Raw genomic sequence first — 16,661 nt, 5'->3', positions numbered from 1 at the left:
TTATTCATGTAATAGTCGCTGGCTGTACGACTCTCGCAATCAGTTAGTTAATGAATTGTGAATTAGTTAATTGATGATTAGAATATTTTATTTTCCTGTGCCTTTAATTTTGATTAGTGCAGATACGGTCTGTGATGCAGATGGATCATGGATCGAGCTAATTTTCAGCTGTAGGCGTACAATCCGATACGATGAAGCAGGTAGCTTGAGTAGCTTACCGCTATTGTCGACAAGCTGAGGATCACTGCTGGATAGAATTTTATAATCCAGTCGATTATCCTGTGGCAGAGTAAGCACAGGCTGACCTACTGCCTGATTGCCTGTCTGAATCGTTCTAAAACGAGCGGTAGCCGTCGCTACACGATCCTTCTCTGTACCTGCGATCCGATAAGCCGTGCTCGCACGCTTGGTCGCACTTTTCTTAATATTGCCGTTTTTATCAATATTAAAAGCGTTCAGTTGAAGCGAATAGGTGCCTGGCTGTAGCACGCGAGTCTCACCGGTTCCATCATCGCCAAAGTAAGTGACGATATTGTCCAGTCCAGTTAGACGATAATAGCCTGCTGCAAAGGCTGGTGATGCCGTAGCGGTAGGCTGTTTGATCGTTTGCACAAGCGTACCTGCATATTGACCATCCAGTGTAACCGCGTCTAGCTCCAAAGCATTCACATTATTAGAAAGCAGACGGAAGGTTACGTCTGCCGAATCCTGCTTACCATCCAAACGCACAGCTGGATGATTCACTTCCACCTGCTGAATACCTAATCCTGTATCTGGCTGATCCTTGCCAATATGAAGTGAGAATGGCAAATGCAGCGCTGGATAGCCCTCTGCTGTTAAGTCGACTTCTCCCTCATACACTCCTTCAGCCGCAGATGTGGAAGGTGTAACCTCCAGATTGAACGAGACTGCGCTATTCGCTGCGGCTGTAATTGTACCGTTCGCGTCCAGCCCTTGCAATACAGCCTGAATCGCCTTCACATCCGGTGTAGCTACAGGTGCGGATGGATCTGATGTTACTGACGGATGCATGCTCACACTTGCATGGTATATCACCGATGAGCCGGACGTATTTTTGAGCTGTAAGGGCTGTTCGTGTGGTTTTCCATCGGGCTGCATCACGCCAAATGCGGCAGATGGATTATAGTTAGTGACCGTTTTACGGTTAAAATCCTTATCCAGAATGGTAATATCGTCTACCGTCTCCAGCAGTGCTGGTGTATTCACAGCAGCGCCCACATCAGCACGACCTGCTCCTTGAGAATACACATCATAACGCTGACCAGATTCATCCACTAACGACTCGGACGTATTCGCAAGAGCTGCCCGAATATCAAATGGCGTCCAGTCTGGATGCTCCTGCTTGAGCAATGCTGCCATACCTGCTACATGCGGAGCAGCCATACTTGTGCCGCTCTCACGCTTGTACGCATCCGCATAATTGGCATCCTTGATATATTTGCCATAAGCAGGTACGGTAGAACGAATCGTCACACCCGGTGCAACCAGATCAGGCTTCACGCCAAGTACCCCATCCTGATTCGGACCACGCGAGCTAAAGCTTGCGATATGGTCACCGCTCACATCTTGCTTAGGATACTTAGTGTCAAATGTAAATGTGATCGGTTGTCCACCCTGTGCCAGTGAAGCGCGAATTAACGCTCGACCTTCTGCACCCTTCATATCAAAGGTAGGCACATACGTAAATCCATCTCCCATGAACGCTGCTCCACCAATATAGCTATCTCGCCCTGAAATACTTTTGGACAGATCCGCTTTGCCCGGATGACTCGGATCGGCATTTCCATTGAATAGAATCACGGCACGTGCGCCATGCTTGGCAGCATTTTCAGCCTTATCAGTAAAGCCGATTCCACCGCGTGAGACAATGACGACTTTATCCTTCACATCCTTGCCTTCATAATCCGTTTCGCTACCCAATCCTACATATATTCCCTGCACTGGAGCCTTACCAATGATCGAAGCAAAATCCTCTTGATGCGTCTTCCATGCAAGCATCTGTAGCGCATAGTCTTGATTCACATTCGTATCGTACACATCGCTGCTTACTGTAGATGCCGACTTGGCAGGCTTGCTCGAACCGTACACATCCCCTGTTACTGGAGTAGCGTGGTCTGCTGTACCATACACATCTGCATGCACAGTCGCTACATACTGGCTAAAAGGGACACTTGATGCGCCAACGGCAATCGCTAGCTGTGAGGTTGCTGGTTCACCCATCGAATAATAGTAAGAACCCGGCGCAGCAGCATTACCATTTGCAATCACAACGGTCACTCCGCTTAGCACTGCATTGTTAACTGCGATTGAATCGGGAGCATTCACATCCTTATCGGCATCCGAGCCGATCGATAGATTGATCACATCCATGCCGTCCTTTACTGCATGCTCAATGCCATCGATAATCGTAGCTGAATCTCCTGTCTCTTCATTGGTGACAGGATCACGCTTCATCACACGATACACATACAGATCGGCTCCATAAGCGACACCCTTTTGATTTACTTCGCCCTGTTGATTCGCTGCACGCCCCGCAATGGTACCGGATACATGAGTGCCGTGTGAGCTACCCGGATAGCCTTTTTTGTATACATCATCCTGCACCGATACAGGTGGTGTCTCATAGGGGTCATTATCATGATCAACCGAATCGTAGCCACCTTTATAGGCACCGATCAGATCGGGATGATCGCTATCGATTCCTGTATCGACTACGCCGACCTTCACACCTTTACCTGTCAATCCTTTTTGCCAGGCGATCGGAGCACCGATGAGCGATAATGGCGTAGGATCATAGGTTGCCTGCGTTGCTGTGCGATCCTGTACAGGCATCGTCGTATAGGTTTTATTTTGATAAATCGATTTGACTTCAGGCAGCTTCGCCAGTGCTGGAATCTGATTAGCTGGCAGCGTCATTTCCATTCCGTTCAGTACGGTATTGTAGCGATAATTGACCGTGTACGAAATGCTCTGATTGCGCGCTTGCTGTAAAATTAGATTTTGTTGAGAAGCGACCATTTGTTCATCAGCAGCTGGATCAAGCTGCTCTGATTCGATTCGTTTACTAGCCTCCAGCTTGGAATCGTGCAGACTTACCGCGGCTGGCTGATCTGTTAGCTGTACGATAACAGAGACCGGATCGCTCGATGCAGTATTGATATCTGGCGAGATCATATGCTCCTGCGCAGTGCGAAGATTCACAGACTGTCCTTTGACATCGGCTGGCTGAATGATATACGGTGATGCTGCTGTTCCTTGAGCTGCCGCTCCCGCCACTGATGGCCCAGCTATCATACTCACAGCCAGTACACTCACCATGGACCAGATCCAGAATGGATTACGCATATTCCCTGTTCTCAAGCGTTCTACCTCATTTCATATGGTTTTGGTAATGAAGCAGAGCTATCCTATCATCGTGATGATTCATCTGAACAGAGACTTTCCGAGCAGATAACAATTTTTTAACGCTACTTTATATCGAGAAAATGTTATTTATCAACCATCTGAAAATTACTCATTTCCACGTTATACTCGCCTTATATTCTCTATTTTTGGAAATTAATAAATGAATCCAGGAAAACGATGCAAGTTGATTTTCATCTGTTATGTATCTTTAGTTATATAACATTCTGATCTATTATGCCTGTATGCTTCATTCCTCTATACGTCATAGGACAGGTCAAAGCAGGACTGTTGCAATGACAAATACCCTTTGAAACGAGCTTCCCACAGGGGAATAGACTCGATTTCAAAGGGTATATTGTACTTCAACACATCATAATGACGGGTGGATTCAGTATTCCAACTGTGCAGGTGATCATACAGAGCATGTCATTAGACAAGATACACTAACACTGCACGTTGATCATTGCTTGGATGGAATAATCATCAACGAATAATCATGTGTTTCTTCGACTTATTTCTTAGGCTTCTGGATCTTCACCAGTGCCTGTACGGTACGCTTCACTGTTGGATCATTCAGTGAACTGATCTGTACCTGCAAGCGAGCAATACGATAGCCTGTCGCTGGATATTTGATCAGTGTGCCGCTGTTATCTACATATTTTACATCACTGCTGGACAGCACTTTATATTGTACACGTCCATCCTGTGGCAGATTCAGTACCGACTGACCGATGACTGTATTGCCATCCAGAATGTAATTGAATGCACGAGCTGCTGTATTCACACGATCCTTCTCTGTCGCATCAATACGATAGGAAGAATACGCACGCTTGATGGAGCTTTCCGCTACACTGCCATCAGCAGCCATGTGATAAGCTACCAGCTCCAGCTTGTACACACCTTTACCCAATACCTTGAAGGCAGGCTTACCGTTCGCGTCCTGACCGATATAGATATTATCGATATCGCTGAACTCATAGTAGCCTGGTGCAAAGACTGGATAGCCGTTATCCCCTGGAGGCTGTACAATCTGTGCCAGTGTACCTACATAATCATCATTTAGATCGTATACATACAGCTCCATTACATTCGTATCCGTATTCAGCAAACGGAAACGAACATCGGTAGAATCTTGTTTACCGTTCAAACGTACAACTGGCTCACTTACGGAGATTTCCTGTAGACCCAGTCCGCTATCTGGATTGCTTTTACCTACCTGAGCAACGAATGGCAGATGCAGTGTTGGATAACCCGTTGCTGTTAACACCACTTCGCCCTCGTAAGGTCCTTCTGCTGCACTTGCGGAAGCTTTGACCGATAGTGCAAACTTCGATGCTGTACCTGCGGTTGCAGTTACGGAGCCGTCTGCACCTGCACCCTCAAGCGTAGCTGTAATATTACTTACATCCGGTGTTGCCACTGGATTGTACGGATCAGAAGTTACAGATGGATGCAGCTTCACGCTTGCTTTATACGTTACCGTAGAGCCGGACAGATTCTTCAATTGAAGCTGCTTGGTTACTGCATCGCCACCAGCTGCGATCAAGCCAAATGCCGCAGATGGATTGTAGTTCGTTACTTTCGTTTTGTTCCAGTTTTTATCGAGAATAGTGATATCCTCTACCGTTTGCAGTACAGCTGGTGTGTATACCGCAGAGCCAACATTCGCACGTCCAGCTCCTTGAGAATACACATCATACGGTGTACCTTCCTGATCCGCAATGTTGTCCGCAGTGTTCGCCAGTGCTGCGCGAATATCAAACGGCGTCCAGTTTGGATGCTCCTGCTTCAACAGCACTGCCATACCGGCAACGTGTGGGGAAGCCATACTTGTACCATTTTCACGCTCATACGCCTGACTGTAGGAAGCGTCCTTGATGTATTTGCCATAGGCTGGGATCGAGGAACGAATGCCTACGCCCGGTGCAGCCAGGTCTGGCTTAATGCCCAGCAGACCATCCTGGTTCGGACCACGTGAGCTGAAGTCAGCCATGTTGTCGCCTGCTACTACTGTTTTTGGATATTCACTACCGAATTTGAACGTCAGCTCGCCATTGGCACTGTCCAGTGCAGTACGTGCAAGTGCGCGTCCTTCTTTACCGGACATATCGAAGGTTGGTACATAATCATAGCCTTCTCCGATAAATGCAGATGGACCGATATGACCATCGCGTCCGCTAATGCTCTCGGACAGATCAGCTTCGTTCGGGTTGCTAGTCTTTGCATTACCATTGAAAATAATCGCTGCTTTCGCGCCATTTTTACGAGCAATCGACATTTTGTCTACAAATGCCAGATTACCGCGGGAAATCAGCACGACTTTACCTTTCACGTCCTTACCAGCATAATCCGCCTCTGTACCGAGTCCTACATAAACACCTTGCTGTTTCGATGTACCCAGAATCGAAGCAAAATTCTCCTGACCTACATACCAGCCCATCAGGCTCAGTCCGTACGTAGAATCGCCATACACATTCTCGCTCACCGTTGATGCACTATTGTCATTCAGATAGCGTACAGGCGAAGCCGTAGCCGCTGCTGTAGTGCCACCATAAACCGAAGCCGTTACACTTGCTTCATATAAATTGTACGGTGTGGTGGAAGCCCCTACCGAGATCGCTAGCTGTGCGCTTGCAGGCGAACCCATCGAGTAATAGTAATAGCCAGCTTTGGCAGCATTACCGTTAGCAATAACTGCGGTAACACCGCTCAGTACCGCATTGTTGATCGCAACCGAATCAGGAGAATTTACATTCTTCTCTGCATCCGAGCCGAGCGATAGGTTGATAACATCCATGCCGTCTTTTACCGCATGTTCGATACCGTCAATAACCTGTGCCGAGGAACCGGAAGCACGACCTGTTTGTGGATTACGTCCCAGTACGCGATATACGTACAGATCCGCTTCATACGCCACACCCTTTTGTACGACATCGCTCTGCTTGTTGGCAGCACGACCTACAATCGTACCGGATACGTGTGTACCGTGAGATGTACCTGCAAAGCCGATACCGTATGGATCATCCTCTACAGAGATTGGAGGTGCTTCGTACGGATCGTTATCCTTATCAAAGGAATCATATCCACCTTTATAAGCACCCTTCAGATCAGGGTGGTAATAATCGACACCACTATCGATAACGCCAACCTTTACCCCTTTACCGGTTAAGCCCTTTTGCCATGCCTTTTGAGCACCAATCAGTGAAAGTGGGGAAGCATCATATGTAGCCTGGCTCGCCGTCAACGAAGGTGGGTCCTGTACGGGAACGGTGTAGTATGTATTGTTTTCAAATACGGAGCGCACGCCTTCCAGTTCAGCCAGCTTTGGCACCTGATTAGCAGGAATCGTAACTTCCAGACCATTCAGTACGGTGTTGTAGCGATAATTGACATGCAGATTGATGCCTGCTGCCAGTGCACGCGTTACAAAGTCGTTCTGCTGGTTGTTAACCGCACTCTCTGTAGATTCAGCAGCAATCGACTGCAAACCGATCTTCGCTGCATATTCACCTACCGCTGCTGGTTGATTCGTCAGCTGTACGATAACGCGAATATTCGATGTACCTTTTGTATTGATATTCGGAGAGATCACATGCTCCTGATCTGTTCCCTGCAAGCCGATCAGATGATCCGGCAATGTTTTTTGTTGTAAAATGTACGGTGATTCTGCTGTGCCTTCATTCGCCGCATAAGCAGCACCAGGCGCCCAGATGGTTCCTGCGGTAAGCAATACAGCCAAAGATGCAGTAGACAGCTTGCGTAAAACGTGAAATTTCGTTTTCGTCAAATTACGTCCCTCATTTCAATAAAATAGTGTATACTTCCGATTCCGATACCCCTGTTGTAAGCAAAAATATATATATGTTAGTTTTATTAACCTCCTTCCCCATTCGGCAGATATTTAGGAAGATTTTGTTACATAGGATTATATTATCACCTGAATTAACCACTGGCTAGATATTTTATCCAAGTATAGATTTTTTTTGCGTTACGTATAAATTAAAAGGTTATTTTTATCAATCCGAACAGGTCCCACTTCAAAACCGCTTCATATCAGCCTTTTTACCTATACGTAAAATAAAAAAAGCATTCATCCTACTGCATACTTATAAATGCAGTGAATGAATGCTCTATGATCATTCCTCGATTCCGTTCCTACTCCTCACGTGGTACAAGATCGAAAATCGTACCATCCTCCATCGTATCAATGAGTCGATCCAGCCAGACATAATACTTGATCGACTCCTGCATCTTCTCCTTATCCCGCAATAATACGTCACGTATCGGCGATTGCTCCTCACTGGCGATCAGCTTATCGATCTCCTTCACCGACTTGCGCAGAATGAGCAGATTACTTTCCACCGCTTTACGCCATTTGATAACGAAGAAATCTGTAAACGTCTGATACCAATCATACTCCACTTCATATAGATCCTTACGCGAGCCCTTCTCCCATACCTTATTCACCATATGAAGATCAAGCAGATTCCGTACGCCCGTGCTCATGCTTGTCTTGCTCATTGCCATCTCGCGCCCCATATCGTCAAGCGTCATCGGATGATCTGCAAAAAAAAGCAAGCCATATAAATGACCTGTGGAATGTGAAATCCCGTATAGATCCATATTGCGACCGAGTGTCTCAATGACTCGTTTTCTTAATTTTTGCACAATTTCGATTTGATTTTCATCTAATTGATTCAAGCTCATGCTTGACAACTCCATTCTATATATACAGTTTATACAAAACGATCAGAATATTAATTTGACTTTTTCCATTTTAAAAAAATTCTCACCAAATGTAAAGATGAGCATTTGGGAGCATCATTTAGCATATGGCAGTATTTACTTTATAAATATCGTACAGTTTTTTCTGTACAAACTTATTATACGGATTTTACGGTTGATTTGCAAAATCGAATTTGTTACAATTAATCCCGTTGAATTGAAAGCCATGAAAATTATTCATTCATGTGAAAATAAATTTTGTTTTCATTTCGCTAACAACTGGTTAATAACCTTACTGTTAATAAAGCAAGCAAATGAGCAAATGCGCTGCTATGCTCCAGAGGCTTCCCATACGGCGGCAATCTTATCCGCACGTCGCGATATGGAAACTGTGCAGCACTGCAGACAGTATGTATACAGCATACCGAATGTACACAGCATGATGAATGATGTTTCTACTATTAATAAGGGGTGACGATGGAATGTCTACAATTCTGGAAATTAAAAATGTCAGCAAACTGTTTGGCCCAAACGCAGATCAGGGTGTAAAACTACTTGAGCAGGGCTGGACCAAAGAGAAAATGGCGAAAGAAAAGCAGATCACCGTCGGCGTAAACCGAGTCAACATGGAGATCAAGGAAGGCGAAATTTTCGTCATTATGGGTCTGTCCGGTAGCGGTAAATCAACACTGGTGCGTATGTTTAACCGTTTGATCGAACCAACGTCCGGCGAGATTCTTGTACATGGTAAAGACCTTCGCAAAATGAACAAAGAACAACTGCGTAATGTACGCCGTAAAACGATCAGTATGGTGTTCCAAAAATTCGCACTGTTCCCTCACCGTACCGTACTCGACAATGTAGAGTATGGACTGGAAGTTCAAAAGGTAGCCAAAGCACAGCGCCGTGAGAAGGCTCTGCAATCGCTGGAGCTGGTCGGCCTGAAGGGCTGGGGCGATAAAATGCCAGACGAGCTGAGTGGTGGTATGCAGCAGCGTGTCGGCCTGGCTCGTGCACTTGCTAATGATCCTGAAGTACTGCTGATGGATGAAGCCTTTAGCGCACTTGACCCACTGATCCGCCGTGATATGCAGGATGAGCTGCTGGAGCTGCAAGAAAAAATGCGTAAAACGATTATCTTCATCACGCACGATCTGGATGAAGCATTGCGTATCGGCGATCGTATCGCTCTCATGAAAGACGGAGCTGTCGTGCAAATCGGTACACCGGAAGAAATTATGATTCAACCAGCGAACTCGTATGTTGAGCGCTTCGTAGAGGATGTCGATCTGTCTAAAGTGCTGACTGCTGCCCATGTGATGCGCAGACCAGAAACGATCACACTGGATCGTGGACCTCGTGTAGCACTTGAGCTGATGCGCGAACGCGGTATTTCGAACCTGTTTGTCATCGACCGCTCGAAAAAATTGCTTGGTATTATTACAGCCGAAGATGCTTCCACTGCTGTACGTCAGCAGCAGAAGCTTGAAGATATTTTGATTAAGGATGTTCCGCATGTAGAGCCTGAACGTATGCTGAACGATCTGTTTGAGCTAGTAAGTACGGCGAAGCTGCCGGTTGCCGTAGTGGACGAACGCGAACGTCTGAGTGGCGTAATCGTACGTGGTGCATTGCTGGGCGCACTTGCTGGTGAAGTTGAAAATGAGGGGGTTGCTTTAAATGCCTAAGATTCCTGTAGCAAGCTGGGTTGACGTCATTGTAGAGTGGCTCAGCATTCACTGGGCAGCATTTTTCAAAGGAGTTTCTAACATTATTACGTATGTGGTGGACATCTTCACCTGGCTATTCATGCTACCACATCCATTTTTATTCGTTGCTATTATTGCAATCCTTGGTTATATGGCAGGACGATGGACGATGGCGCTATTCTCTGCACTCGGCTTCCTGCTAATCTATAACCTCGGTTATTGGACAGAAACAATGAATACACTTGGTCTGGTCGTTACATCGGCATTGATCTCGATCGTTATCGGTGTTCCACTCGGTATCTGGTGTGCTTCAAGTAAGATTGTTGCACGTATCGTAACACCTGTACTTGACTTTATGCAGACAATGCCTGCATTCGTCTATCTGCTTCCGGCTGTTACCTTCTTCAGCCTTGGTGTCGTACCAGGTGTAGTTGCTTCTGTTATCTTCGCACTGCCACCAACGATTCGCCTGACTCATCTGGGTATTACGCAGGTATCTGGCGAGCTGGTCGAAGCGGCTGATGCGTTCGGTTCTACTGGTGGACAAAAGCTATTCAAGGTACAGCTTCCACTAGCCCTGCCATCCGTTATGGCGGGTGTGAACCAGACGATCATGCTGTCCCTGTCTATGGTCGTTATCGCGTCTATGATCGGTGCACAGGGTATCGGTGCAGTCGTTTATCGTGCAGTTGGTCAGTTGAAAATCGGTGAAGGCTTTGAAGCCGGTCTGGCTGTTGTTGTGCTGGCGATCGTACTGGATCGTCTGTCCCAAAGCTTCTTTAATGGTAAAAGCAAAAAAGCGGCTTAATACAGCCGCTTTACCTTTGTAAAGATGTACATCGATACGTTGTACATTAATAATCGCAATATCACATACTCCGTATCTTGAACGATAGCTACGGATCGAAATAACCGAAACGCATACATGGATATTCCGATGCAATGATCGAGCATGACTTTTCCTACTATTACTATAACTAGATATGACCATGAAGACTACGAATGCAAAAGGAGCGAATTCACTTATGAAAAAGTACAGAAACTGGCTTCTCTCTGGCTGTATCGTGCTGATTATGATTATTTCGGCATGTAACCCGGATCGCCAGCCATTCCCAAGCTTCCCAGGTACTGGCGAGGTGGCTACCAGCTCTGATCCTGTCGGAGCACAGGTGAATCACCAGATTATCGGTATTGATGCAGGCGCAGGTATTATGAAGGCTACACGCAAAGCGATTGAAGATTATGGTCTGAGCGACTGGACACTGGTAGAAGGCTCCAGTGCAGCGATGACAGCTACACTCGCCAAAGCGATTCGTAACCAGGAGCCTATCATCGTAACCGGCTGGACACCACACTGGATGTTTAGCAAATATGATCTAAAATATCTGGAGGATCCGAAAAAATCCTACGGTGATGCGGAAGAAATTCATACGATTGCTCGCAAAGGCTTAAAAGAACAGGATCCAACTGCTTATCAATTCCTCGACCGTTTCTCCTGGACAGACGATGAAATGGGCGAAATCATGGTTGCGATTCAAGATGGTGCTGATCCAGCTGCCGCAGCCAAAGACTGGGCAGAGTCTCACCAAGATCGTGTCAATGAATGGACAAAAGGCTTGAGCAAAGCCAATGGCAAATCGCTGACACTCAGCTATGTAGCATGGGATTCCGAGATTGCCAGTACGAATCTGGTCAAGTATGTGCTCGAAAGCAAGCTGGGCTACAAGGTAACCGCGCTTCAGGTTGAAGCGGGCCCAATGTTCACCGGTGTTGCCAATGGTGATGCGGATGCAACAGTAGCAGCATGGCTGCCACTGACACACGCGGATTACTGGGCAAAATACAAAGATAAACTGGAAGATCTAGGTCCGAATTTGAAAGGTGTTAAAGTCGGTCTGGTCGTTCCATCTTATATGAATGTCAACTCGATTGAAGAGCTGAAAGATCAGCAATAATCGTTCACATCATAGCTATACACAAGTACAAAATAAAAGAGGCTTCCTTGTCTAAGGAAGCCTCTTTTATCATTTGCAGGATCACCCATTCGAGCTAGCCTGCATTATCATGTTGAACACATGCGTCATTGCTTCCAATTACATACCGCTATCCGAATCATCTTTGTGATCATTCAGCTTTTTGATCCAAATTCCGAACAAAATGGACGCGCCTACGATCATGACCGCATACAGCAGAATGTAAGGGGTATGTGCGTTGAATTCCATAAATAAAGGCAGTAGAGCCGTCATCGCTGTTTCCACACTCGTTCCTCCTTCACCGATTTACATCATTTGATTATAAATAACCATACACTAGCTATTTTACCTCAAATAATACACGGGTGCCATCAGGATAATTGTCTAATTGGTTACTAATCCATGAACCAGCCCCTCGATTATCGGCTGGAGTGACATATTTTATATCCGCACCCGTTCCGCCTTCCTGGCACATCGCCATCGGCCATTCATCCCGATCATAGCCTTTACGAGTCGGTATTCCTTTTAAGGAAGCCTTGCGATTCTCCTCCGCACCAGAGCGATCAATCGTACAGATTGACGATTTGCCCGCAGCAATCGCTTCGCGAATATGCGCTCCCGTCTCTGGGTAACGATCAAGCGGAAATTGCAGTGTATAATCTGCATTCCCCTGTTGTTGTTTTACACTTCCTGTACCTGTTTGAAGCTGTCCCAGCACATGCGATAGATCCAGCTTGCCTGTAATCAAGTAAATGAGGATCGCCGCAATCAATGCGGTTACCGCAGCCCATTTTTTCTTGGATGACATTTTATTTCCTCCCCCTCGTGCCAGACCGTGGTTAATATCCGTTCATCTGACACTTCTATACCTTACAAGTATAAACGGGATTGCACGAGATGGGAACATACGTTTAGGCTGGAGTCTGCCTATTATCCAGACCCCAGCCTATTTCCATGCGATCTTATTACAGCATGATTACAGTATTAGACACGGAATTTGCGAATCTCTTCCTGAAGCTCCATCGAGATCTGGCTGAGTGAATCGGCAGCAGCGGAGATATCCTGCATCATACTCACCTGCTGATTGGAGGCATCTGTAGCGGTGCGCGAGTTATCCATAATCATATCTGCCATACCAACGATATGATTCTCTGCGTCCATAATACTGGATGCCGAGCGCGATAATACATCGGATGCCTGTAGCGCCTCCTTCACCTGAACCGATACAATCTGAATTGTATCCTGAACGGTATCAAAAATCGCACCCATCTGCTGTACTGCTGCGGTTCCACTCTGTACCTGACGTGCTCCCTCTTCCATTTTCGACACAGTATATGACATATTTTGAATCATATCCTCAATCTTCGTGCTGATCTGTCCAGCTGATTGACTGGAATAATCCGCAAGCTTTTTCACCTCGCTGGCAACGACGGCAAAGCCATTACCATGCTCACCTGCACGAGCTGCTTCGATAGAAGCATTCAGCGATAGTAGATTTGTCTGACTGGCAATATCACGAATGACCTGTATGATGGCGGCAATTTCCTGCGAATGCTCAGCAAGCTTATACAACGATGCTGCTGTTTCCTGTACAGTCTGATCAATCACGCTCATCTGAGTAACGGTATGCTGTACATTACGATTACCCTGCTCCACTTCGCTGAGTACACGCTCAGAGGACTGCGACACCTGCGAGGTAGCTGCAACGATATCAGCGATACTGCTGGAGTTCTGATCCAGTCGCTGTTTGTTCTCGTTCACCTGCATACGCTGTGCTGTCGCTGAATCAGACATACCACTTACGATTGCAGCTGTATTGGTGGAAACACTGATGCCTTCCTCCGCATTCGCATACAATTGCTCTGACGCCGCAGCCATCTGCTCGGAGCTACTAGCAATCATATTCATTAGCTCACGTAGCTTATTTTTCATAGAATTGAAGGCTGTGGCCATCTGTCCAAGCTCATCCTTAGAATGGATCTCAATATCTGGAATGGTCAGATTACCGTTAGCAATTTCACTCGCAGAATCGGCAACAAGCTTGATCGGTCTGGAGAACATACGCACTACGAAGGTAGCGATGATAATTCCAAGCAACACAGCTACAATGCCAACAGTAATTAATGTCCATTGCACCACATTCACAGTATGCGCATTCTCTGCACGTTCCTGTACAAGTTGCTGACGCTCATAATCCTCCATCGCTTCAGCTTTATCTGCAAGTGCCTCTGCCATAGGTACACATTTGGTCGCCACCAGCTGATTATACGTAGCTGCATCCCCCTGTTGCTTCAGAGCAGTTAGCTGTTCTGTTAGGGTTGCATAATCATTTTGTACACTTTTAAATTCACCTAGCAGCTGTGCATTGTTACCTGACAACATTTGCTCCAGCATAGCAATCTGCTTGGTGGTGCTCTGCTTTGCATCTTGCAATTGATTCAACTGATCCTGCTGACCTGTTAACAAATAACCACGCATGTATTTGGTTTCATCTGCCGCAAAATACTTCAAATCCTTAATTGCTGAAATATTTTCGACATGACCATTTAGCAACGTATCATAACTATTGTTCAAATAACGTGCAGCATAACTACTTACACCTGCTACGATCAGCACAATCAGGATCATAATCGAGAAAATGCTGTATAGCTTCATTTTAATATTCATGTGTGTGCCTCCTGGCCATGTTCACTCAAAGTTAAGTTTCTATGTTAGCTATATCGGTTAGTGTAATCGTTTTTAATAGGTAATTTAAATTAATTTCGACAATTTTCTGGTATTTTTGCACTAGGTATTTTTACATATATTTTTTTTGGAAACGAATGCTGTTTCTATTGCGTATATTCACCATAGCAAGATCATCCTAGCGCTGAGCAGCAAGCTTCTATTTATACATATACAGTCCGAGCTTAGCTGTCGTCGCTACGACATGCAGACGCAATCAGAAAACCACTATATGGATCAAAGGGGGAATGGACAATGTCATTCTTTAACAAAATGCTTGCGCGTGTAGGTGTAGGTGCTGCCAAAATCGATACCGTATTGGAGCAGAGCGAATATGTGCCTACAGGCGAGGTGCACGGTAAAGTCTATATTGAGGGCGGCAATGTCGATCAGGAAGTGGGAAGTATCTATATCGAAGTAATGACTCGTTATACTCGCGAGCAGGACGATAAAAAGCATGAAGTGAATTACGCGATTGCTCGTCACCGTGTATCGGATAAACTGCTGATCAAAAGTGGACAAAAAACTGAGGTTCCCTTCGCCTTCCTGCTACCCGCTCAAACGCCGCTTACGATCGGCAGCCAAAAAGTATGGCTTCATACTGGACTCGATATTGAAATGAGTGTAGATCCAACGGATCAGGATTATATTTCGGTAAAGCCGCATCCGTATATGGACACGGTGCTGGAGGCTGCTGAGGTGCTTGGCTTCCGCTTTAAGGCATCGACCGTGGAATATGCATCCCGTGCTCCATTTAGTGTTCCCTATGTACAGGAGATCGAATTTTATCCGGCTCCCCAGTTCAGTGGTCGTGTTAGCGAGCTGGAGCTGATGATGGCGTTCAGTGGAGACGGCTTGCAGGTACTGGTTGAGGTGGATCGTCGTGGGCGAGGCTTAGGTGGATTTTTCGCAAGTGCATTTGATATGGACGAGCGTCGTAGCTGGCTGAATCTGAGTACTGATGAGCTGCGCCGCGGTCCTCGCTATGTCGCAGACCGTCTTGCTGAGATTATTCACCATAGTAGTCGTTAGTAGTCTTTAAAAAACGAGCAGTATACGAAATAGCTATATAGATAAAAGATGATATGGCTGCATGATACGATCATCCTTTGACATATAGTCGACATACAGCTCTATTATAATGGGCTTACACCATCAACCACGAATCCGCAAGCGTGACGCGTCAGCTTCTGGCTCGTATACAGCCTGCACCGCTTATCCTCAGGGTGCAGGCTTTTGTGTTGGTTTTGAATGATATGCTTTACTAATAAATAGTGTTTCAAATAAATAGTTTTACTTTTATTTAGATTTACTTTTATTTAGTATTGCAATCATCTTTAATCTATGTTATATTTAGTACATGAAGAACAGCACGGTATTACTACCATGACAAAAACAAAAAATATATTAACAAAGAGGAGCCATTACTCATGAACACAAAATTTAGTAAAATCCTGATGTCCGCTACTTTAGCTGCTACCCTGGGTGCAGTTGCAATTGCCCCAATCGGAGGCAGCCACGCATACGCTGCAACGAACGAACAATCCAATCACGACAAACGTCAAGATAAAGCAGATCGTATCGCTAACAACGCAGCATTCCTGGCAGCTCAAGAAGCTCAATTCCAAGCACTGTTTGGTACAACTGAAGAAGACAGCACAACGACTACACAGGAGCCTGCCAACTCCCAAACTCCAGCTACTGATGCAACAAACAAAACGATCACTGTTGTCGTTCCACAAGGTGCCAGCCTGACTGATCTTGCTGCTCAATATGGTGTAACTGTAGACGAGCTGGTTGCTGCCAACAACCTGCTGCCTGCTGGATTCCAACTGACTGTTCCACAAAAATAAGAACGTTTTGCTTGAAATACTACGATTCAAATTGATATAGATCGATTGAACGTAATACTCGATGTTATTCACTCCAGCTTGCTCCCCATCAAGCTGGCATCCAAGGACTAACATTCGAAATCGAAGTGATAGATCCAACACGATTGAAAGTCCCCCTTTCAAAATCGGCCGAATTTTATAGATCGGGTGCGTATCTGCCAAATACGTGCCCAATGCAAAAAGCTGACATTCTCCCCTGAGTGTCAGCTTTT

At 45.9% G+C, this 16,661-nt stretch carries 11 protein-coding genes; 5 read left to right on the top strand and 6 right to left on the bottom strand.

Annotated features, from left to right (window positions below; translation table 11 throughout):
- Nucleotides 1-87: 87 nt before the first annotated feature.
- The 3 genes from IEX62_RS01305 to IEX62_RS01295 form a co-directional block, all read right to left on the bottom strand.
- On the bottom strand, nt 88-3,381 hold the full coding sequence (locus IEX62_RS01305; RefSeq protein ID WP_229685546.1) for a S8 family serine peptidase: 3,294 nt from the start codon (nt 3,379-3,381) through the stop codon (nt 88-90).
- 556 nt (nt 3,382-3,937) lie between these two features.
- The gene (locus tag IEX62_RS01300; RefSeq protein ID WP_188773599.1) at nt 3,938-7,213 is read right to left on the bottom strand and encodes a S8 family serine peptidase; all 3,276 of its coding nucleotides are present in this window, start codon (nt 7,211-7,213) and stop codon (nt 3,938-3,940) included.
- Between the two features lie 368 nt (nt 7,214-7,581).
- Nucleotides 7,582-8,133, bottom strand: a complete 552-nt coding sequence (locus IEX62_RS01295) for a GbsR/MarR family transcriptional regulator (RefSeq protein WP_188773598.1) — start codon at nt 8,131-8,133, stop codon at nt 7,582-7,584.
- A gap of 500 nt (nt 8,134-8,633) precedes the next feature.
- Between IEX62_RS01295 and IEX62_RS01290 the strand changes: the two genes are divergently transcribed.
- The 3 genes from IEX62_RS01290 to IEX62_RS01280 all read left to right on the top strand — a co-directional run bounded on the left by IEX62_RS01290 (nt 8,634) and on the right by IEX62_RS01280 (nt 11,815).
- The gene (locus tag IEX62_RS01290) at nt 8,634-9,839 is read left to right on the top strand and encodes a quaternary amine ABC transporter ATP-binding protein (protein WP_188773597.1); all 1,206 of its coding nucleotides are present in this window, start codon (nt 8,634-8,636) and stop codon (nt 9,837-9,839) included.
- Complete coding sequence (locus IEX62_RS01285) at nt 9,832-10,668, top strand: ABC transporter permease (protein ID WP_188773596.1); 837 nt, start codon at nt 9,832-9,834, stop codon at nt 10,666-10,668. Before IEX62_RS01290 ends, IEX62_RS01285 begins: the two co-directional genes overlap by 8 nt.
- A gap of 217 nt (nt 10,669-10,885) precedes the next feature.
- Complete coding sequence (locus IEX62_RS01280) at nt 10,886-11,815, top strand: glycine betaine ABC transporter substrate-binding protein (protein ID WP_284446175.1); 930 nt, start codon at nt 10,886-10,888, stop codon at nt 11,813-11,815.
- 138 nt (nt 11,816-11,953) lie between these two features.
- Here the strand turns inward: IEX62_RS01280 and IEX62_RS01275 are convergent, their stop codons facing one another.
- The 3 genes from IEX62_RS01275 to IEX62_RS01265 form a co-directional block, all read right to left on the bottom strand.
- Entirely contained in the window at nt 11,954-12,118 is a 165-nt protein-coding gene (locus IEX62_RS01275) for a hypothetical protein (RefSeq protein ID WP_188773595.1), read from the bottom strand.
- Between the two features lie 55 nt (nt 12,119-12,173).
- The gene (locus IEX62_RS01270; protein ID WP_188773594.1) at nt 12,174-12,641 is read right to left on the bottom strand and encodes a NucA/NucB deoxyribonuclease domain-containing protein; all 468 of its coding nucleotides are present in this window, start codon (nt 12,639-12,641) and stop codon (nt 12,174-12,176) included.
- A gap of 176 nt (nt 12,642-12,817) precedes the next feature.
- Nucleotides 12,818-14,500: a methyl-accepting chemotaxis protein gene (locus IEX62_RS01265; RefSeq protein WP_188773593.1), complete on the bottom strand. Its 1,683-nt coding sequence runs from the start codon at nt 14,498-14,500 to the stop codon at nt 12,818-12,820.
- Nucleotides 14,501-14,812: 312 nt separating this feature from the next.
- Here IEX62_RS01265 and IEX62_RS01260 point away from each other — a divergent pair, with 312 nt between their 5' ends.
- Together IEX62_RS01260 and IEX62_RS01255 are read left to right on the top strand one after the other, a co-directional pair.
- Nucleotides 14,813-15,589, top strand: coding sequence for a sporulation protein (locus IEX62_RS01260; RefSeq protein ID WP_188773592.1), 777 nt, complete (start codon nt 14,813-14,815; stop codon nt 15,587-15,589).
- Nucleotides 15,590-15,987: 398 nt separating this feature from the next.
- A complete protein-coding gene (locus IEX62_RS01255; RefSeq protein WP_188773591.1) occupies nt 15,988-16,410 on the top strand; it encodes a LysM peptidoglycan-binding domain-containing protein in 423 nt (140 codons plus the stop codon).
- Nucleotides 16,411-16,661 lie beyond the last annotated feature (251 nt).

Origin of the sequence: Paenibacillus hunanensis, assembly GCF_014645615.1 — a bacterium.
GTDB lineage: Bacteria > Bacillota > Bacilli > Paenibacillales > Paenibacillaceae > Saccharibacillus > Saccharibacillus hunanensis.
This window is presented reverse-complemented; position numbering and strand designations above follow the sequence as displayed.

What these genes read in the sequence shown, in the direction of transcription:
- IEX62_RS01290 (WP_188773597.1), top strand. Translation starts at nt 8,634, where the DNA reads ATGTCTACAATTCTGGAAATTAAAAATGTCAGCAAACTGTTTGGCCCA.
- IEX62_RS01265 (WP_188773593.1), bottom strand. Translation starts at nt 14,500, where the DNA reads ATGAATATTAAAATGAAGCTATACAGCATTTTCTCGATTATGATCCTG.
- IEX62_RS01255 (WP_188773591.1), top strand. Translation starts at nt 15,988, where the DNA reads ATGAACACAAAATTTAGTAAAATCCTGATGTCCGCTACTTTAGCTGCT.
- IEX62_RS01270 (WP_188773594.1), bottom strand. Translation starts at nt 12,641, where the DNA reads ATGTCATCCAAGAAAAAATGGGCTGCGGTAACCGCATTGATTGCGGCG.
- IEX62_RS01280 (WP_284446175.1), top strand. Translation starts at nt 10,886, where the DNA reads ATGAAAAAGTACAGAAACTGGCTTCTCTCTGGCTGTATCGTGCTGATT.
- IEX62_RS01295 (WP_188773598.1), bottom strand. Translation starts at nt 8,133, where the DNA reads ATGAGCTTGAATCAATTAGATGAAAATCAAATCGAAATTGTGCAAAAA.
- IEX62_RS01285 (WP_188773596.1), top strand. Translation starts at nt 9,832, where the DNA reads ATGCCTAAGATTCCTGTAGCAAGCTGGGTTGACGTCATTGTAGAGTGG.
- IEX62_RS01260 (WP_188773592.1), top strand. Translation starts at nt 14,813, where the DNA reads ATGTCATTCTTTAACAAAATGCTTGCGCGTGTAGGTGTAGGTGCTGCC.